Source organism: Sphingomonas sp. Leaf21 (assembly GCF_916858675.1).
Taxonomy (GTDB): Bacteria; Pseudomonadota; Alphaproteobacteria; order Sphingomonadales; family Sphingomonadaceae; genus Sphingomonas.
On sequence record NZ_CAKASM010000012.1, the window covers coordinates 14,824 to 34,285 of the forward strand.

Genomic DNA, 19,462 nt, shown 5'->3' on the forward strand with positions numbered 1-19,462 from the left:
GGCGACTTCCGGCGATGCTTAAAAATAAGCGACCAAATACTATTAAACGCACGCAATTTTCTAATCATACTAATTGACATTTGATGCAATCAATAGATTAGCATCTGCCCGGACCGCCGTGATTTATCACGACATTAATACTGCCTGAACTAGCTAAGCCACGGCTATCTGTTACGGTATAATTTCCGGTGAAAGTACCTGCCGTACTTCCAGCGCTAATGACCGCAATTCCCTGCGCAGAATTGCCGACCGATATACTAAAACCACCGTTAGATCTTACCGATGTGAGCGATATGCTATCGCCGTCTGGATCTGAGTCGTTGCTAAGGATGTTAAAACCGCCGCCGGAATTACAGTTGAGCGTGATATTATCGGTCGTAGCTACTGGAGGTCGATTTCCAGACGGTGTTGGCGTCGGTGTGGACGATGATCCCCCTGTGCACGCTGCGATTCCAATGCCTGTCGCGTAACGAGTTCGATTGCCTGCGCCATCAAGACAAATTACCGACCCTACAGAATTATTTGGACCGCCGCTAACTGCAACCCCGACCAGGCGTCCTAACGCATCATAGCTGTAGGATTTGGTCTCCGAGGCATTCGATGACGGCGACATACCCAACAAACCCGCTGTAAAGCATGGAATATATAGAAGACGACGCCTCATGTTCACACCCCTAATTATTTCATTAGCATGAGAGCAGCACAATTAAATGAGTTTCGCAATAACGAATATAAGACGTAGTCAAAGTGGGACTTGTACTGCGGACACACGATCGTGAAGCCTTCGTGAATTCCTAGTTACATGAAATTCATGAACCCCTTTTAGAGCCAAGCTCATTCAAGGTGAATTGGCCGGAGATTCCCATGGCGCTTGACGTCTGATTCGAGCTGCTAGTTGTGCAGAGGCCGGAAGGTATCCGCCGAGCCCATTCGGATGATCTGCGAGAACCTGTAGTTGCTTCGGTGCTGAGGTCGCCGGTCGTGTCGTGCGACAGCCGAGTTGTTCGGCATCAGCGTATCAAGTGCGGTGACGTGGCCTCGGCGTCTCCAGTCGACCGGCAGTGCCGCTGCCCGGCCGCTGGAGCACAGCCAGCCCCGTTCGCTTTCGGCCGAGCGGGTGTGGCTGCTAGGGCGGCCGGTAATCGCCAGACGCCGCGCAATGGCGCAAGTACCAGCGCCGCATCGATCCGGGTTGAGTCGTCTTCATCGACGAAGCCTGAGCCCAGGCCAACATGATGCGCTTGCGGGGCTGAGTGCTCGCGCCCTGCCGCTCGTCGACTAGGTCCCGCACGGCCATTGGCGCACGCTGACCTTCCTGGCCGCGCCACGCTGCGAACGGATGATGCGTCGCTGGCACTGGACGGGTCCGATCCACGGCGAGAGTTTCACGGCGTATGTCGAGCAGTTCCTGCCGCCTACGCCCTTACCCGCCGACATCGTCATCATGGACAACCTGTCGAGCCACAAGGCCCCTGCCGCGCGCGAGGCCATCGAAGCGGCTAGCGCCAGGCGACTCTTTCTTCCGCCCCCAGCCTTTGCCGGGGCAGACTCTACAGTCCCGACTTTAACCCAATCAAGCGGGTCTTCTCCTAGCTCAAGGCGCACCTGCGCAAGGCTGCCGAGCGCACCATCCAGGCCTCTGGAACGCCATCAGCCGCATCCTCCACCTCTACCCTCCACAGAAGTGCGCCAACTACCTCGCTGACGCTAGCCACGATGCAGACTGATCAGAAACCGCTTTAGTGGAATCACGCTTTAGTAAAATGAGTTAAGGGCATCCATTGCAATAATATTATCCCATTTTAAAAAATTGCTAATACTCTCACATTCAATATACTGTATTTATATGACCATTATTATTCATATAAGAGCTAGATTGTCGCCAGTATATATGAGATATACCTCGAATTCCCCTTGAATGATGCAATTGTACGATAACATCTATGATTGTATGTGCATAAGATATTAAATCGTTATTTATTCCAAAATGAGCCTTACTTGCTCCGAGCATCGCCAGTTGCTGGAACGCGCCATTAGGCGTGTCGGCATGGATCGTCGTCATAGACCCCGGGTGGCCAGTATTTGCTGCACGTAGGAAAGTAAGGGCTTCGGGTCCACGTAATTCGCCGACAATGATGCGATCGGGACGCATGCGCAGAGTTGCCGTAAGGAGATCGTCCGACGTCACGCTAGCTTCGCCGAGCTCTCCGCGAATGGAAATCAGTCCAATTGCGTTAGCGTGCGCGATCTTGATTTCAGGTGTGTCCTCAATCAACACAAGTCGATCACTCGATTTGACCTCCCGCAGAAGGGCATTTAGAAACGTTGTCTTGCCTGTCGAGGTGCCCCCCGAAACCAAGATTGTCTTCCGCGCACGCACGACCCCCCGGAGGAAGCCCGTCCAGTTACGTGCCTCGTACAGTGCTGCAAGCTGCTCGTCCCCGTCTGTCGGAGTGGTACCAGCGCGTGTCTCATCAAATGCACCCTGTCTCGCATAGTCGTCGAGTGAGATGTCCACGATAAGATGTTTGCGGATCGCGATCGCGATCGGGCCACGGGTGGCAGGTGGCGCGATGATCTGGATGCGCGAGCCATCGGGCAGCCGCGCGGACAAAAGAGGGTGCTCGCGGCTGATCCCCTGATGGGTTATGCTCGCCACCTGCTTGGCCAGTCGCCACAGCAAGGTGTCGGTCAGTCCCGGCGCATCGTGACGCTCAGGCTTTTGGCCGAGACGCTCTACCCACAGTTCGCCCGGCCTGTTGATGTAAATGTCGGTGACATCGCCCTGCTCCAGAAACTGGGTCAAGGGCGCGAGATAGACGCCGAGGTAAGACGCGACAGTGTCGGTCACGGTGTGGCCGACGCGAGGGAAAAGTCGAGATCGCGCGCGACGAACACGTTGATCTCGGCCCCCTGCTTGACGGTGATCTTGGGTCGCAAGTCGTTGGGAAGCAGGCCCTGGCCGACGGTGGTGTTGATCTGGTTGGAAGGCAGCCCGACGATCACCGAGCCATTGCCGGGGCGTGAGGCGAGATTGACGCCGACGGTCATCGCAGACTGGAGCAAGGCGGCCCCGAAGCGCTGGAAAAAGAAGCTATGCACCTTGCCGGGAACGCCGGCACCCCCAAGGGCATCAGCGGCTGGCGACGACAGCGCGATGGTCACGCCGTCAGGGCGGATGAGGCGTGTCCAGTTGACGAGCACGCGATTTTGCCCCCCCTGTACGACGGCCTGATACTCACCGACCAGCCGCGAGCCGCGCGGCACCAAGACGCGCCGTCCATCGAACCCGCGCGTATCGCTGCTGACAATCGCCCGGACGAGGCCGGGCCGCGCGGTGTCGATCGGCGTCTCGATCACGGCGGGGATCATCGTGCCGGTCGGCATGACCATGGTCGGGTTGCGAAGCGATACCGCCTGCGCGGGCGCCGTATCGCTACCCAATCCCGGCCCCTGCATCATGGGATTGCGCTGTTGATTGCCGTTTTGCGCCACTTTGGCGGCCTGGGATGTCCCCCCATCGGGCTGCCGTTCGATACCGCCATCGATGATCAGCGCCTGGGGCTCTTCGGCAGGCGCAGTCCGCCGCTCTCGCGCCATGGCGGATTGCGGCATCGGTATCGGCTGTGGCGGCGCGGCGACGATCACCGGCTGCGAGGGCTGCGGCGCGATATAAGGCCGCGGCATGACAGGCGGCGCGGTAGGGGCTGGCGGCGCGACCAGGACAACCGGCGGTTGAGGTGTCGCCTGTGGCTCCGGCGGGAGTGCTAGGCTCGGTGGTGACGGAAAGGCGCTGACCTGTTGGGCGGTATCTACCCTAGGTCCGGTGCGATCGTCACGGCGCCGCGCATCAAGGACCGCGAAGAGCAGCCCTGCGGCGAGCACCGCCCCCCCGGCGATCGCGACGCCCGGGACACCCGCGCGCGGCAGACGCACGGTCGGTCGTGGATCACGGCTGCGGGGCGTGGGCGCCGTCATCTCCGGTTTCCGTTTGCGATAGCCGTCGCCATGGCACGCTGTTTGCCCAGACGGAAGGTATAGCGCCGCGCGGCACCTTCGATAATGTAGACGCCGTCGACCATACGTCCGTTGACCAGCGTCTCTTTCATGCGGCCATCATCGGCAAAGATGGCTGGAAATGGCACGTTCGGCTTCCATCGGATACGGGTGCGTTGACCGTCGCCTGACATTTCTTCGGGGAACAGGCTTTTGTCGCCTGACAGGCGGAAGGTGCGGGCTTGTTCGCCTGCATCAGCACTCGCGCGCGGCTCGGGTGGCGGGGTGAAGCGGACGATGAACGGCGTGCCCATATCGCCGTTGCCCGGCTGGAGCAGGAATGCGTAACGCCGCGCTTCGGTGATGACGACGAGGTTCGTGGTCGTGGCCCCCGCCAGCGGCTTGACGACGATCTTGTCGCCAGCGCGCGAAGCGGTAACCTGCCAGCCAGCGCTATTGCCGACTACAACCGTATCGACGCGTTCCTCCGGCACCAGTTCGACGACCGTCGCATAGCCTTGCGCGACCGCCAGCGTCACCACCTGCCCCGGATTATAGGCAAGCGTCTGAATCCGGGGGTCGGAGGGCTGGAGCATCGCCTGCGGCGCGACCAAGGCCAGCATGGTTAGGATCATGGCTGGGCTGTCCCGGCAGGCGGCGCGTCCGCTCTCGGCGAAAGCGGCGAGCCCATCGGTAATTGATTGATCGGCACCGCGCGGGGACCACCCTCCTGATAGGATGCAGATTCGACGCGACGTGTCCTAGTCGTCTCCGGGCGCCCCAGCGTTATCGGCTGCACCACGCGACCAGGCGTGACGGGGGCCGGAATAGTGGCCAGCGGAGTCGGCTGTGCGCCAGCCGTTTGCGCGGAAGGAGGCAAGGCATCAGGTGGCGGTAAAGCTTCGGCATCGCGGCGATAACCCGTTACCTGGAAGCCAAGCGGATTGATCAAGCGATCCGAGAGCGCCATCGGCGCATCGACGAAGCGATAACGGATCACTGCAATCCAGGGTGACGGCGCAGCGACCTGCCCGTCGCGGTCGACCCGCTGGGTGTCGAAACGGACAAGCGCGACATTCTGGCCAATGCGCGACACACTCTTCACCTGCACGCTGATCGTCGTGCCCGCCGGATAGCGCGTCAGCGGGCTATTGGGATTGCTTGCTGGCATCGAGGCCAGATAGCGACTGCGCGCCGCTCCGGCCGACCATAGGGCGACTTTGCGATAATCCGGGCGAACCGTGGCCCGGTCGAAGCCTTCGCGGGCGATAACATATTGCGCCAGGTAGGATTGGGTGAGCGCATCGTCCGCCGCGATGCGCTGCGGCTGAAGCGGGTTGAGCGCCTGGACATAACCCGTCTGCCGATCGACCAGCAGGGTGATGGGCTCGACGGTCTTCAGGGGAGCGAGCATCGCAAGTGCGATGGCTTCGAACAGCCCCACCGCGACGGCAATGCCAGCAACCGTCCAGGCGGTACGGCGCGAGCGTGCCGCCTGAACCTCTCGATCGAGCGCCCAGCTCTCGGCTTGTGCGTGATAGTCTTTCTTCACCGCCCCACCTTGTCTCGCGATGCAGCAACCCGCGAACGGCGCAGCACCGTGCGACGCGCTGCCATTCCCTGCCCGCCGGGCGTCACCGCGAATTGATCCTGCGGCCTGCTTGCCGACGATGCACCGGGCGGCGTCATTGCCCCAGAGCCGCTATAGCCGCCCAACTGCTGTTCGCGTCGTACCGACATTGCCAAGGCTTCCGCGACGCCTGCGGCGCGGTCGCGCCCAGGAACGGCGTTGGTCCTGGTCTGTGCGGACGCCACTTGCGTGTTTGCCGAAACGGACACCTCCGAACGGCTGCTGTTCCGTACGGCAGAACCCCAGATGGTGCCAGCCGCTGGGGTATAGCGCAGGGCACTGCCCATCCGAACCGCGGCCAGCGTCGCGACCAGTATCGCCACGGCGCTGGCGAGTACCAGGGTGGGCAATGCCTGGGGGTCGACCACCGCCAGCACGCCACCACCCCGCCACCCCTGAAGCTTCAGCACTTCCTGTTCGATCGGGATTAGCATCACCGCTGTGACCATCGTGGCGGCAAGCCCGCCGAGCGCGGTGCCCACGAGCGCGCGAACCCAGCCATTGAACAGCCCGAGCGTGCCGTCGAAGAGCAGCGCCAAAATGGCCAGCGGCGCGAGCGCGAGCAATAAGCCGACCGCCAGATGCAGCGCCGCCAGCGTGCCGATCGTTGCCACTGCAAAAATCGATGCGCTCTGCGGCAAAGCATCCAGCCCCGGCTGACCAGCATTGGTTTGCGGCGCTGCGGCGGCCCCTGCCGTGCCAGGCTGCGATGTGGTGGACGCAGAAGACGACGCTCCCTGTTGCGGAGCACCTGTTCTCGGATCGCCACTGGCTCCCAGGCGCATGGCATCATAGACCTGTTGCACCCGCGACGGCAGATCGGTCGGCGACAAACCTGCGGCTGGCAGGATGACAGCGGCGATCTCCTCCGGCCCTTGTGTCGCCGTGTCGTAGACCAGTGTCTGGAACGCTGGCCAGCCGGTGACCAGCGCGAGCACGATGCCCAGCCGGAAGACCCGCCCTATGCCCTCGTCGAAACGCGGCGCATTGTCGAGAACCAGCCGATAGCCGATGATCGCGACAAAGATCGTCACCAGCGCCGACAACAGCCCCGCTGCAATCGGGCCGCCGATCATCGCCTGAAAGCCGTCCGCGCCGATCATCTGGGCGGCACACTCCGCGTTCGCCGCAAAGCGAAGGACGACGCCTGCATCCGCATCGACGGGAACGCAGCCAAGCGTCACCGTGCCGCCTCGAGCAGTCGGGGTAGCCAGTTCTGCGGATTGTCTCCCGTTTCCGCCCGGATCGCGTCGAGCAACCGCACGGTACGCTCGCGTCCGGACAATATGGTCAGCAAGTCCCCTTCGCCCGAAAGGTCCAGCCGCGCGACCACGCTCTCCTGGCCATGCTTGATCAGAAAGGCCCGGGCATTGTCGGGGAGGCCGCGCACCAGGTCATATTCGTGGGTGCTGAGGCCGAAACCATCGACATAGTCGCGCGCCTGCGCCTTGGGGTTGGCCATGAAGATCTGTGTCGCCGCCTGCTCCACGATCGCCGAGGCAATGCGGCTTTCCAGGGCATCCTCCGCGCTCTGTGTGGCGAAGCCGACGATGCCGTTGCGCTTGCGGATCGTCTTTTCCCAGTCGCGGATGCGTGCGGTGAACGCCTCGTCGTCCAGCGCCTTCCAGCCTTCGTCGACGACGATGATCGCCGGGCTTCCGTCCAGTCGCTCCTCAACGCGGTGGAACAGATACATCATGGCGGGCGTACGCACGACCGGCGTGTCGAGGATACGCGTCATGTCGAAGCCGACGACACGCTGGCTGAGGTCGGTCAGATCCTCGGCGTTGTCGAACAGCCAGGCATGTTCGCCGCTTCCCCACCAGGGTGCCAGGCGCGCTGCCAAATCCCCCGCGCGCGGGCGATGTCCGCCCTGCAGCAGCTGGGCGAAATGACCGAGCCGACGATAGGTGCGCGGCGCCTCCATATTCGCATCCACCGCCTCCTTGATCCGCGCCAGATCATCGGCATCGAGCGGGCGGCCCGCATCGCCGACGAGCAGGCTCAGCCACTCGACTAGGAAGCGTCGGTTCTCGGCTGTGTCGTCGAGCAGCAGCGGGTTGAGCCCGGCGGGCTCGCCGGCGCGCAGCACGTCATATCGCCCGCCGATCGCTCGCAGGAACAGCTCGGCGCCGCGGTCCTTGTCGAAAAAGACGATCCGCGGATCGAAGCGACGAGCCTGTGCGAGCAGGAAATTCAACACCACGGTCTTGCCCGAGCCCGATGGGCCGATGACGGTGAAATTGCCGAGATCGCCGTGATGGAAGTTGAAATGGTAGGGCCCGGCCGCCGTCGTCTCGAGCACCGTCAAGGCATCGCCCCAGTGATTGCCGGTTGCGCTCCCCACCGGGAAATTATGGAGACTGGCAAGCCCGGCGAAGTTCCGACTGGCAACGAGCCCGCGCCGCGGAATGTAACGGAAGTTGCCGGGAAATTGCGCCCAGAAGGAAGGCTCCAGCGCCATGTCCTCGCGCACCGCGATGATACCCAGATCCGTCAATGCCGCCTGTACCTCTGCGACATGGGCGTCGACCATTTCGGGCGTTTCACCGCGCACGGATACGGTCAGGTGATGCTCGCCGAACGCCGCGCGACCCGCCGCCAGATCGTCGCGCGCTCCGGCGAGTTCGCCGCGCAAGCTCAGCGCCTCGTCGTCCGCCGCCCGCATCCGGCGCAGCGTCAGGTTGACCTTGCCGAGCGCGGCCTGTCGGTCGACGAAGCCGAAACTCTGCGTCACCGTCAACTCGATCGGCAGCCGCATCAGTTCGTCGAGCATCCCCGGCCCCGTCGCGCCCGGATATTCCTTGACCCCGACCATGCCGACAAAGCCGCGCGGCGCATCGCCTGCACTGCCGAATTCGATCGTGTCGGCCCCAAAGCTGATCCGCCGGTCGGGTAGAGCCTGGCCGATGTCCCTCTCCGGCAACTGCACCGGCCGGGGAGAGCCTCCATAGAGCAGCGCGAGATAGTCGAGGATTTCCGAACAGGTACCCCCGGCGAGCGGGTAATTACCCAGCCGTCGCGCGCCATAGGCGCCCAGCGCCGCAAGCATCGCGTCGGTGGCCGCTTCGAGCTGGCGCCGTTCTTCGATCAGCACAGTCGAACGCCCTTCGGTCGAGATACGGCCGAACAGATTGGCAAGCCGATCCGCAAAACCGCCTCTGCCCTGCGCCGGTCTCCGGATGAGGCACAGGAACAGCTCGTTGACGAACAACTGCTTGGTGGCCAGCCGCTGCTGCCACGCCGCATCGACACGCGCGCTGAAGGGATCGGGGAAAGCACCCTCGATCGCGATATCGACGCGTCGGCGCACAATATGATGGTAGAGCGCGAAGCGCGACGAGCCGATCGCCTGCAGCATCGCGTCGCGCAGAGCTTTGCGGTAGTTGATCTCACTTGTCTCGGCCGTTTCAAACAGCAGGCCATCAAGTGCGATGACCTGCATCAGCCGCCCGTCGCGCAGCATCAGCGTATGCTGATCGATCTGCGCCAGGTACGGCAGGTGTGAGCCTGCCGCTGCCTCGCGCGCCCAATCTTCAGGCTGACCTACGGGCGGTACGAGTTGCAACGCCACAACCGGTAATTCTTGATACGAGGACAGCGCTGCACCTTGACCAACCAGAGGTCGAAGATGCGAGGATCCTGCAGACATGCCGCAAAGCCGAGAATATGGATCACCACGGCTGCGGCCAGCACCCAGGCCGACTTGAAGATCAGGAACAGCTCGGTGGTCAGGATCGCATTGGCGATGGCAAAACCATAGGTGACGCCGAGGAGCATCTGCGGACGCGTCAGACCCGTAAACAGCACGTCCCGATCGAGGCTGTCCATGTCAAAGGCCGCCGCCAGCCGATGCCTGAATGCCCCCGACGATGCTTGCCGCGCCGAACAGGATGAAGCAGCCCAGGATCACCGTCGCGCCGTAGCGCCAGTTCATCCGACCGGATAGCATGAGGAAGCCAATCAAAGCTACGGCGATGATGGCGGATACCGTCGCGACCGTGCCGAGTAGCGTATGCTGCAGCCATTGCATGGCACCCACGATGGGACCCGAACCGGCAGGGTCGGCAAAACTATCTTGCGCCAAAGCAACTTGCGGCCAAGCAACGAGAGAGATGACACTGATTTTAGATTTGATCGACACCATTCATCCCCGCCTAAAACAGTACCTACTTGTTGACGGTATGTTTGCTATCGTCAATCCTTGACCTTTCAAATTTACCTCACCGGTAAATCTGCTTGCCAGCTGCAAAAATGTCGGAAGATGCCCGTGTTTGCGGGACGGATGCTCCGGCATAGGGGTCATAGGCAGCCATGGGTGGCGCTCTCACGACGATGGGCGGATTTGATGCAGGGAGCGACATTTCGGCCCGTTCCGGCATAGGCAATGCCGAAATCCCCCGCGCGATGGCTGGCGCTCCAAAAACGACGAAAATGCCAAGCACGATCTCGGCGCCACGTCGCACTGGCAATCGGCCCATCATGATTGCTAGCCCAGCAGTGCCGACGGCGATCGTCGCAACCAACGTAGCCAATGAGCCCGTGATCATATGCTCGATCCAAACAACTGCCGATACGATGCTTTCCGACATCACCCCTTATAATCCTTTCCTTGGTTGGGCGGAAGCATGCCTCACCGCATTACGTATCCTCCGGATTTATCCGGCCACAACCAGAGCCTCCGGGGGAAGGGCAAAGAATCGAGCTTCATCTTATCTACAGGCAGAAACTTTCAAAATACGCCCTATGTGTTCCATGAGCCCTTTGTGACCAATTCAACAATTGCTGACGACGGTGACAGTCGCAGCGCCTCTACCAACCGTTCCGGGGCCTGACGCGACGGCAATGGTGGCTGTGGCCGTTGCACTATAACAATTACTGCCCGCGCCGGGGATAGTAAAATATTTGAAATCGTCGGTGGGCGCAAAGGTCAACTGGCCGGTGCGGCCCAGTCCATCGTTGTAGTTGACAACGACATTTGCTCCGCAGGCACCTGTCCGCCGCACGATGACGTCGAAGCTGAATTCGCTGTTTCCGCTGGCATCCTCAATGTTGAATGTGCAGCTTCCGCCAGGCGATGTTTGTCCGGTCGTCGAGATGAGTCTCGTTCGGTTCGCCATCGCATCGTGCGTGATATCGACGGTGGCCCCGGACGCAGGGCCGCCGCTGCGTACGACCTTCGTCAGCCGCCCCAAATTGTCATAGGAATAGGTGACCGTTTCCGCCGCTTGAACAGGTGTCAGTGCACCAGCCAATGCGATCATCATGACCAGAACAGAGGTTTTTCTCATGTCAGCCCCCGAAGCGAGCCATCTCGCGCATTAGCAAACTTTCATAATTTGATGACGGTAGCATGACACGAAGATGACGTCATAGCGTCATTTAATTTTCATGATCACGTCACAAACGTAATCGATCCTATCCCCATACGGGAGTTGGCACGGAGTCGTGGCCAGCAACACATCGGGGGATAAGATGAAAGCGAAGCTTTTGTTTTTGCTTGGCTCGTCGATCGTAGCTAGTGGCATTTTTCTCCCATCAATCGCCATCGCCCAAGCCGCCAGCGATCAGCCGACGCCGCCTGAACACTATCAGCGTGACGAGCGCGGCGTGGACCTCATCACCGGTAAATTCTATTATTCGTCTTCCGAAATCAGCATTGGTGATGTTACCAACGACTTCGGACTGTCGTATTCGCGAATTCAGCGGGATCGTGGCTATGACGATGATTATACGACCAGCTTCACCAACGCTGGCGGTTATCTCAACGTTACCATAGGCGCGACGACCGACAAGTTCAGCTTCTCGCACAACGACAGCGTAAACGGAACTGGCGCCGTCATCTCGACGAATGCGCAGGGGCATGTGTATACGACCGCGGACGGCGTCATATACCAGTTCAGCGCGGCGGTTCGGTCCGAGACCGTGCGTGTCGCCGCTGAGCGCGTCGTCAAGATCACCTATCCCAACGGCAAGATCGTCGACATCGCCTATGAACTGGGACAGGTCCCCTTCTGCGCCGGCGGGTGCGGCACTTACCAGATCAGCCGGGTCTCGACCGTATCGAGCAGCGATGGATACCGATTGCTCTTCAGCTATCGTTACGGTGGCCAGGAAGGGCTCGATCAGAATAACGCGCGCAACTGGATGACGATTTCCGGTGTCGTCGCGACAAATTCGGCCGAGCAATATTGCACCATCCAGACCTGCTTCCTCGATAGCCCGACATGGAATAACGCGCGGTACACCGCCAGCGGGACCGTGGAGTCACGCACTGACGCCGAGGGGCGGCAAACGGACCTTACCTACGATGGATCTGGTCGCATCGTGGCGATCCGGCCTGCCGGTTATCCGGAGAATTTCATTACGATCGCCTATGACGAAGGCAATCGTGTCACCAGCTATACCAAGGGTGGCTCGACCTGGCAGTACAACTATGCTGTTTCAGGTAACGACCGCACTACGACTGTCACTGCGCCCTCAGGCCTGCAAACCGTAGTCACCGGCCTTTTCGATCAAAAGCTGCTGACGAGCATCCGAGTTGGAACCGGTGGCACCACCCGCTATGAATATAGCGCGGGGAACTACCTTACCTCCATCGTCAGCCCGGAGGGTAACCGTACCAACTACGCGCGCGACGGACGCGGCAACATCGTCACCACGACCACCGTCGCCAAAGGCGGTGTCGAACAGATATCGACCTCGGCCACCTACGCGGCGTCCTGTCCGGTAGGCGCCTGCGACAAGCCTGTCACCACGACCGACGTCCGCGGCCAGGTCACGAACTACGAATATGGCGCATCGCATGGTCAAGTCACCAAGGTTACATGGCCTTCGGCGGGCAATGGCGCCCCACGTCGCGAAAAGACCTTCGATTACCAGCAACTATACGCCTATTATCGCGATGCTGCTGGCACCTTGACGCAAGGCCCTTCGCCGGTCTGGAAGCTGACTAAGACGACGGAATGCTCGGTCGCAACGACCTGCGCGGGTACCGCGAACGAGACGGTTACCGAGATCGCGTACGGCACGCCTGGTCAGCCGAACAATCTGCTGCCGACAAGCATTACCGTCCGCGCTGGCGACAACTCGGTCGTGGCCACGACGACAATGACTTACGATCTCTATGGCAATCCCGTCACGGTGGATGGGCCGCTTGCGGGCAGTGGCGACACGGTCGCGACGCGCTACAATCGCATGCGTGAGGTCATTGGCCAGATCGCGGCGGCCCCTGCGGCCGATGGCTCGGGCACCAGGCGCGCCACGCGAACGACCCGCGACGGCGCTGGACGGGTCAGCTCAGTCGCAGTTGGCACAGTCACCGGACTCGATGATGCGGCATGGAATGCATTCTCAGCTTCGGAATCCGTCACCACGCTATATGACGCTAAGGGCCGACCGAGCGCGACGGTGACACAGGGAGGCTCTGTTTCGCAGCTGACCGACTATGCCTACGACAATGACGACCGGCTGCGTTGCACCGCAGCGCGAAGCGGCGGTGCGTCGGGCGATGCCTGTGCGGTTCTGAACGGCGGTGCCAGTTCGGACGACGTTCGGGAACGTCTCTATGGTAGCGATGGACGGCTTGCGAGCGAAAAGCTGAATGGCGTCGTCATGGTGAACTACGTTTATAGTGGTAATGGACAGATCACTAGCATTGCAGACGCAAAATCGAACGTGACGGCCTATCAATATGATGGCTATGATCGGCTAATCCGGACGACCTATGCTGACCAGAGCTATGAATATATAAATCGCAACGGCTACGGCGATGTGACCTCGCTGCGCCAACGCGATGCATCATCAATTTATTACGGTCAAGATGCGCTGGGACAGATAACTACCATCAGCCTTCCAGCTGGCGGAGCAAACAGCAATATCTCCCAAAGTTTTGATCTCCTTGGTCGGGTCATCTCATCATCGAATAGTAACGGTCAGGCCCCATGGACTAATACGACGTCGATGGCGTATGATGCGCTCGGTCGAATGACGTCGGAAACCAGCAATCCGGGTGGAATCGGAGCCCGCGCCACATCGTATATGTACGACGCTGCAGGCAATCGTACGCGAGTGACCTGGAGTGATGGCTTCTTTGCCTCCTATGAATACCGCCCCGACGGGCTGTTACAGCGCATCCGCGAAAACGGTGCGATGGTGTTGGGGGAATACGGTTATGATGCACTCGGGCGTCGTACCACGCTCTCTCGCGGTAATGGCACATCGAGCAGCTACGGCTATGATGGCATTTCGCGTCTGTCGAGCCTGACCCACGACCTTGCCGGCACGACGGCTGATGTCACATACGGCTCGACCTTCGATCAATTGTCTCGGACGACGATCCAGACGCGTTCGAACGACAGCTACGCCTGGACCGCCCAAGTCGCAGCCGATCGTGCCTATACGGCCAATGCCCTCAATCAGTATACGCAAGTGGGCGCGGGAGCGTTGGGCTATGACGGTCGCGGAAACCTCATATCGGATGCCAATGGTGGGATCAGCTATTCATACGATACGCTCGGCCATCTGACGGGTTCGAGCACCGGCGCTCAACTTGCCTATGACGCCCTCGGCCGCCTGACCTATACCGCCGTCAATGGCGGCGGTATTACCAGGTTCGGCTACGCAGGCGACCAGATGATTGCCGAGTATGATGCGGGCGGCAACATCACGCGGCGTCACGTCCCCAGTACCGGTAACGACGATCCAATCGTGAGCTACGGTCCGCAGGGCCGGATCTGGCTCTATGCCGACGAGCGCGGTTCAATCGTTTCGACGGCTGACGATGCCGGCAATGCCAGCCAGATCATGGCCTATGATGAATATGGCATTCCTGGCGGCACTTATGTGGCGCGTTTCCAATATACTGGGCAGGCTTGGATTCCTGAACTGGGCATGGCCCATTATAAAGCTCGCATATATTCACCGACTCTTGGTCGCTTTATGCAGCCTGACCCCATCGGCTATAGGGCCGGCTTGAACCTTTATAATTATGTGGGCAGCGATCCCGTCAATCTCACTGATCCAACAGGACTTTATCAATTTTGTCGAGAGCAACTGACCGGTGGCTTTCCTACATATACCGGTACTAATGGAGACATTGTAGTTGGTGGCGGCCATTACGTCACGCAGTGCACTTACATCCCAGACTTCCCATCAAATCCTGGCTTCACCCCTGGCGGCGGAGGATTCACTCCTGGGCAGTCGGCGCCAGCACCAAAAAATTCACGGAAGAAGCCGCCGTGTTTCTCAATCCGAGACAGGCGGCAAAACCATGACAATTATGTCAAGTTGGAGGCGGCAAGACTTCGGGCGGCCGGTTATCAGGTTGCTACCGAGGTGTCACTCAGGGTGTTCACTCCCTCCGGAAGCGTATTAGCTCGAGCTGATATCATTGCGAGAATTCCAGGAAGTCGATATTATCAGATACACGAGATCAAGACCGGTGAGGCCCAACTGTCAGGCAACCAAGATCTGGTATATAATTCGGTTGGGGCCATCGTTGCCGGAAAGAATGGATTGCCCGTTGATCTGAAACCCGGGGAGTTTCTTCCTTTGTCAGGTTATGGTATAACCCGGTGCCCCGGACTCTAACCGACAAAGCGAGTGGTTTATGACTGATGAAAGTGTAGGAATGCGATTTACCACTCTCATAGAGCATAAGTCGCTAGTTGACGATTACTATAAAAATAGCGGATTTTCCCCCATGCGGGTTGAAGAAAATAGTGACGGAACTGTTACGTTCATCTTTAAAAAAATGCCCCTCAAACAACTCGAAAAACTCGTCAATGTCGTCCCACACAAGTACAGCGCCATACAAGGCTTTACTTCTTAATAGTTAGGTTGACTTGATAGGGGTTTGATTCCAATTTCCAATTGGAACTCGCGAGCCATTTTCATTAAGTGGCGTGCGCAGCTTTGACCTAGCATTACAGTTGCGTTTTTGATCGTATTCTGAATCAATGGGTCACCATGACGAGGAGGTCTTGGTGACGGAAGCATCGATCGAGGCGACGTTGGAGCTTTGGGCATCATCGCTGCGCGAGGTGAAGGCGCGGATGCGGCCCTTGTTCAGCTAGGCGCGTGCGGCGGCGTCGGCGAACAGGTTTCTGGATGGCCTGCTGGGTGACGAGCGCCGCAAGACCGGGTGGATGCGTGCCGAAGCGGCCAGCGACGCGGGACCATGGCGGCGGCAGGCGATCCTGGGCCGCGGACCGTGGGATGCGGATGCCCTGCACGACGTCGTGCGCGACTATGCGCTCGATTACCTGGGCGCTGATGATGCGGTGCTGGTCATCGACGAGACCGGATTTCTGAAACAGGGCAAGGCATCGTGCGGCGTGGGGCGCCAATACACCGGGGCGGCCGGCAAGGTGACCAATTGCCAGATCGGCGTGTTCGCCGCTTATGTCTCGGCCAAGAGCCATGCTTTCGTCGACCGTGCGCTTTACCTGCCGAAGGGCTGGACCGCTGATCCGGCACGCCTGGCCGGAGGGCACGGCATTCGCAACCAAGCCGGCGCTGGCGGTGAAGATGACCGAACGCGCGATCATGGCCAGTATGCCGTTCGCCTGGGTCGCGGCGGATGCGGTCTGCGGTGTCGGCGACATCGAGCAAGTGCTGCGCCGTGCCGGCAAGGGCTATGTGCTGGGCGTGAAGGGCGACCATCGCTTCGGCTCATGGGGCGACAAGCCGGTCGTCGCGGGCACCGCCGCGCAGATCGCAAACGACCTCGATTTTGCTGCCTGGCAGCGTCTGTCGGCGGGGCAGGGCACCAAGGGCGAGCGCGTTCATGACTGGGCCTATTTCGAGCTCGCCGACCTCGAAGCCGACGAATATGTCTATGGCGTAATCGGAACATGGACCAGACGCCTGCTGATGCGCCGCCACGTCGCTGGTGATGACCTTGCCTTCTTCACGACCTGGTGCCCGGCCGGCACAACCATTGAAACCCGTGTTGGGGTGGAAGGACATCGCTGGGCCATCGGGGACAGCTTTGAGACCGCCAAGAATGAACTCGGCCTCGACCACCACGAAACCCGCTCCTGGCATGGCTGGCGCCGGCACGTCTCGCTCGCCATGCTGGCCTTCGCAAGGCTGGCGGCCATCCGTACCCGCGACAATGCCGCGCCCCCAAAAAGAGCCTGGACGAGCCACCGACCTGATCCGCTGGTCCGTCCAGGAAATTCGCCGTATCGTCATCAGGCTGGCACAGCGACGCATCGAGCCTCGTCACGTTATCGCTTGGTCATGCTGGCGACGTGCCCATCAAGCCGCCGCACAGCGCTCGCATTTCCGATTAAAAACGCAACCGTAATCTTAGGTCGTGTCTGCATTTATCGCAGCCAGATCATGGCGCATGCGAGATGAACGATGCCCATGAAGGCGGAGATGGTTTTCTCGCAGCGCAGGGCAATGCGGCGGAAGCGCTTGAGCTTGTTGAAGAAGCACTCGACCTGATGACGTTCCTTGTAGAGGCGCCAGTCGATGGGAGGTTTGGCGGTTCGGCTCGGGTTGGCCTTGATCTGCGCGGTGGCGCCGAGGTCGTGGGCGATGAAGGTGCGTAGGGGATCGGCGTCATAAGCGGCATCGGCGATGACGTGGCCGACGCCCTTCAAGCCAGCCAGCAACGTCTCGGCTTCGGGACGATCGCCCCGTTGGCCGGGCGTCGGATGGATGCGGATCGGCAGGCCGATGGCATCGACGGCTGCATGTAGTTTGGTCGTCAGGCCGCCGCGGGACCGGCCGATCGCGGCAGCTTCAGCCCCCCTTTTGCGCCTGCCGCATCGGCATGGACTTTCGAGATGGTGCTGTCGATCAGGACGTACTCGAAGTCCGGCGTATCGGCCAGGCTATGGAAAAGTCGTTCCCACGGGAGTGTCAGGAATTTCGTGTGCGGGCGGGCGGATGAACATCACGCCGCCATGGCCTTGATGAAGCGTTCGCCGAAGATGACGGCGAACTGGGCCTTTGCCATGGTCCACTCACGTGGCGGCATTCTCCACTCTTTTTCCGAGCGGTTCAAGATCAGGTAGAGCAGCTTGGTAGCGGCCTCGTCGCTGGGGAAATGCCCCCGGGCCCGCACGGCCCGGCGCAGCTTCGAGTTCAAGGCCTCTATGGAATTCGTGGTATAGATGATCCGCCGAACCTCGTCGGGAAAGGCGAAGAACGGGATGACCTCGGTCCAGACGCGTCGCCAGCTCTGGCCGATGGCAGGGTAGCGGGTGCCCCACGTGCCGCCCTCGAACGCCGTCAGCGCCTGTTCGGCCGCCTCGGCGCTGGGTGCGCGGTAGACCTCCTTCAACGCGGTCGCGAGCCCCTTGCGGTCTTTCCAGGACACGAAGTCCATCGAGTTTCGCAGCAGGTGGACGATGCAGGTTTGAACCACGGCGTCGGGAAACACGGCGGTGATCGCCTCGGGAAAGCCTTTCAGCCCGTCGACGACGGCGAGCAGGATGTCCTCGGTGCCGCGGTTCCTGAGCTCGTTCATGACCCTGAGCCAGAATTTGGCACCCTCGTTCTGCTCCAGCCACAGACCCAGCACCTCCTTGGCACCATCGGCACGGACGCCCAGGGCGATGTGGATCGCCTTGTTGCGCACCATGCCCTCGTCCCGGATCTTCACCCGCAAGGCGTCGAAAAAGACGAGCGGGTAGACCGGATCCAGCGGCCGCTGCTGCCAGATCGCCACCTCGTCGAGTACGGCGTCGGTCACCGTCGAGATCAGATCGGGCGACACGTCGATGCCGTACAGATCGTGCAGGTGACCCGTGATCTCCCGGGTACTCATACCGCGCGCGTACATCGACACGATCTTTTCATCGAAACCTGGAAAGCGCCGCTGGTATTTGGCGATCAGCTGCGGGTCGAAGCTGGCTTGCCGGTCGCGCGGTACGTCGATCGCCAACTTGCCGGTATCGGTCGTGATCGTCTTCCGACCGTAACCGTTGCGGCTGTTGCCCGCGCCATCTTCACCGGCGAGGTGATGATCCATCTCGGCATTCAACGCGCGCTCGGTCAGCGCCTTCTTCAGCGCGTCGAGCAGGCCACCCTGCGCCAAAGCGGTGCCCGCGTCACCGCCGGCCAGCAACTGATCCAGTAACTCGTTCGGTATCGCAGGCTCTTTGCGTCGGGACATATCGGGTCTCCTTCTTTCCCTCTATGCCCGCCCGCACACGAAATTCCTGACACTCCCGTTCCCACACACCGGCATGCGACCAGCGCCGGAACCGGGCATGTACCCCTGTCCACTTGCCGAACACCTCCGGCAGGTCACGCCAGCGCGCAGCATTGCCGGCCATCCACAAGATCGCGTCCACGAACAGCCGGTTGTCCACGCCGCTGCGGCCGCGTGTTCCCTCGCGGCCCGGAAGATATCCAGCGATCCGCTCCCATTGCTCATCCGTCAGCGTGCGTCTGCTCAAGGCTCGGCTCCTTCGCCAGCCTTGAATCAGAACTTACCGCGAATGGGAATCCTCCAAATGCAGACGCAACCTAGCGTCTAACGAGACGAAGGCAAAGCCACCGTTCATCATGCCGTCATGGCCCCCGGCACGGAACAGCAGCAGAATCTGAAGCGCTGCCGTCACCCTTAGCGCCTTCACGGCGCACGCTACGACAAAGAAGAATTGCGTCTATCATGTGAGCACTTCGCTCGGTGCCAGCGTTGCGCTACTGTCGTCCTCGCGTCGGATTATGATGCCGCCATCCGGTAAGGCACGCGACTTAAATTATTGTCTGGCAATAATTAATTTCGCATATGATGGTGATCATCGTTGCTGACTTTATATCAATAGATGGCGACTGGTCGGCAAAGCAGTATCTGAACCAGACTTGCGC

At 60.4% G+C, this 19,462-nt stretch carries 13 protein-coding genes and 4 pseudogenes; 3 read left to right on the top strand and 14 right to left on the bottom strand.

The window, feature by feature from the left end:
* Window positions 1-97 precede the first annotated feature (97 nt).
* Complete coding sequence (locus tag LRP66_RS18365) at window positions 98-664, bottom strand: Ig-like domain-containing protein (RefSeq protein ID WP_443026690.1); 567 nt, start codon at window positions 662-664, stop codon at window positions 98-100.
* Window positions 665-915: 251 nt separating this feature from the next.
* Between LRP66_RS18365 and LRP66_RS10950 the strand changes: the two are divergent.
* Window positions 916-1,727 (top strand): annotated as a pseudogene (locus LRP66_RS10950) (transposase).
* 101 nt (window positions 1,728-1,828) lie between these two features.
* On the opposite strand, the gene virB11 reads toward LRP66_RS10950, so the two are convergent.
* The 10 genes from virB11 to LRP66_RS11000 all read right to left on the bottom strand — a co-directional run bounded on the left by virB11 (window position 1,829) and on the right by LRP66_RS11000 (window position 10,917).
* On the bottom strand, window positions 1,829-2,806 hold the full coding sequence (virB11, locus tag LRP66_RS10955; RefSeq protein WP_230482636.1) for a P-type DNA transfer ATPase VirB11: 978 nt from the start codon (window positions 2,804-2,806) through the stop codon (window positions 1,829-1,831).
* Between the two features lie 41 nt (window positions 2,807-2,847).
* Window positions 2,848-3,978: a TrbI/VirB10 family protein gene (locus LRP66_RS10960; protein WP_230482637.1), complete on the bottom strand. Its 1,131-nt coding sequence runs from the start codon at window positions 3,976-3,978 to the stop codon at window positions 2,848-2,850.
* Window positions 3,975-4,631 (bottom strand): TrbG/VirB9 family P-type conjugative transfer protein, encoded by a 657-nt coding sequence (locus tag LRP66_RS10965; protein ID WP_230482638.1) that lies wholly within the window; start codon window positions 4,629-4,631, stop codon window positions 3,975-3,977. Before LRP66_RS10965 ends, LRP66_RS10960 begins: the two co-directional genes overlap by 4 nt.
* The gene (locus LRP66_RS10970; protein ID WP_230482639.1) at window positions 4,628-5,548 is read right to left on the bottom strand and encodes a virB8 family protein; all 921 of its coding nucleotides are present in this window, start codon (window positions 5,546-5,548) and stop codon (window positions 4,628-4,630) included. Before LRP66_RS10970 ends, LRP66_RS10965 begins: the two co-directional genes overlap by 4 nt.
* Window positions 5,545-6,810 (bottom strand): type IV secretion system protein, encoded by a 1,266-nt coding sequence (locus LRP66_RS10975; RefSeq protein ID WP_230482640.1) that lies wholly within the window; start codon window positions 6,808-6,810, stop codon window positions 5,545-5,547. The genes LRP66_RS10970 and LRP66_RS10975 overlap by 4 nt, the downstream gene beginning before the upstream one ends.
* A complete protein-coding gene (locus tag LRP66_RS10980) occupies window positions 6,807-9,200 on the bottom strand; it encodes a VirB4 family type IV secretion/conjugal transfer ATPase (protein WP_230482641.1) in 2,394 nt (797 codons plus the stop codon). The genes LRP66_RS10975 and LRP66_RS10980 overlap by 4 nt, the downstream gene beginning before the upstream one ends.
* Window positions 9,173-9,457, bottom strand: a complete 285-nt coding sequence (locus LRP66_RS10985) for a type IV secretion system protein VirB3 (RefSeq protein ID WP_230482642.1) — start codon at window positions 9,455-9,457, stop codon at window positions 9,173-9,175. The genes LRP66_RS10980 and LRP66_RS10985 overlap by 28 nt, the downstream gene beginning before the upstream one ends.
* 1 nt (window position 9,458) lies before the next feature.
* Complete coding sequence (locus LRP66_RS10990; RefSeq protein ID WP_230482643.1) at window positions 9,459-9,773, bottom strand: TrbC/VirB2 family protein; 315 nt, start codon at window positions 9,771-9,773, stop codon at window positions 9,459-9,461.
* 76 nt (window positions 9,774-9,849) lie between these two features.
* Window positions 9,850-10,218: a TrbC/VirB2 family protein gene (locus LRP66_RS10995; protein WP_230482644.1), complete on the bottom strand. Its 369-nt coding sequence runs from the start codon at window positions 10,216-10,218 to the stop codon at window positions 9,850-9,852.
* Window positions 10,219-10,401: 183 nt separating this feature from the next.
* Window positions 10,402-10,917 (bottom strand): hypothetical protein, encoded by a 516-nt coding sequence (locus LRP66_RS11000; RefSeq protein WP_230482645.1) that lies wholly within the window; start codon window positions 10,915-10,917, stop codon window positions 10,402-10,404.
* Window positions 10,918-11,101: 184 nt separating this feature from the next.
* Here LRP66_RS11000 and LRP66_RS11005 point away from each other — a divergent pair, with 184 nt between their 5' ends.
* Together LRP66_RS11005 and LRP66_RS11010 are read left to right on the top strand one after the other, a co-directional pair.
* Window positions 11,102-15,217: an RHS repeat domain-containing protein gene (locus LRP66_RS11005; protein WP_230482646.1), complete on the top strand. Its 4,116-nt coding sequence runs from the start codon at window positions 11,102-11,104 to the stop codon at window positions 15,215-15,217.
* A gap of 378 nt (window positions 15,218-15,595) precedes the next feature.
* Window positions 15,596-16,768, top strand: a pseudogene (locus tag LRP66_RS11010) (IS701 family transposase); the annotation flags it as partial.
* A 191-nt stretch (window positions 16,769-16,959) separates the two neighbouring features.
* Here LRP66_RS11010 and LRP66_RS11015 read toward each other — a convergent pair.
* The 3 genes and pseudogenes from LRP66_RS11015 to LRP66_RS11025 form a co-directional block, all read right to left on the bottom strand.
* Window positions 16,960-17,495: pseudogene (locus LRP66_RS11015) on the bottom strand (IS5 family transposase); the annotation flags it as partial.
* A gap of 42 nt (window positions 17,496-17,537) precedes the next feature.
* On the bottom strand, window positions 17,538-18,761 hold the full coding sequence (locus LRP66_RS11020; RefSeq protein WP_230482647.1) for an IS256 family transposase: 1,224 nt from the start codon (window positions 18,759-18,761) through the stop codon (window positions 17,538-17,540).
* A gap of 55 nt (window positions 18,762-18,816) precedes the next feature.
* Window positions 18,817-19,047, bottom strand: a pseudogene (locus LRP66_RS11025) (transposase); the annotation flags it as partial.
* Between the last annotated feature and the right edge of the window lie 415 nt (window positions 19,048-19,462).

Excerpts from the sequence above, each read along its gene's own strand:
- LRP66_RS10990 (WP_230482643.1), bottom strand. The coding sequence starts at position 9,773 with ATGGTGTCGATCAAATCTAAAATCAGTGTCATCTCTCTCGTTGCTTGG.
- LRP66_RS18365 (WP_443026690.1), bottom strand. The coding sequence starts at position 664 with ATGAGGCGTCGTCTTCTATATATTCCATGCTTTACAGCGGGTTTGTTG.
- LRP66_RS11020 (WP_230482647.1), bottom strand. The coding sequence starts at position 18,761 with ATGTCCCGACGCAAAGAGCCTGCGATACCGAACGAGTTACTGGATCAG.
- LRP66_RS10965 (WP_230482638.1), bottom strand. The coding sequence starts at position 4,631 with ATGATCCTAACCATGCTGGCCTTGGTCGCGCCGCAGGCGATGCTCCAG.
- LRP66_RS10960 (WP_230482637.1), bottom strand. The coding sequence starts at position 3,978 with ATGACGGCGCCCACGCCCCGCAGCCGTGATCCACGACCGACCGTGCGT.
- LRP66_RS10995 (WP_230482644.1), bottom strand. The coding sequence starts at position 10,218 with ATGTCGGAAAGCATCGTATCGGCAGTTGTTTGGATCGAGCATATGATC.
- LRP66_RS10985 (WP_230482642.1), bottom strand. The coding sequence starts at position 9,457 with ATGGACAGCCTCGATCGGGACGTGCTGTTTACGGGTCTGACGCGTCCG.
- LRP66_RS11005 (WP_230482646.1), top strand. The coding sequence starts at position 11,102 with ATGAAAGCGAAGCTTTTGTTTTTGCTTGGCTCGTCGATCGTAGCTAGT.
- LRP66_RS11000 (WP_230482645.1), bottom strand. The coding sequence starts at position 10,917 with ATGAGAAAAACCTCTGTTCTGGTCATGATGATCGCATTGGCTGGTGCA.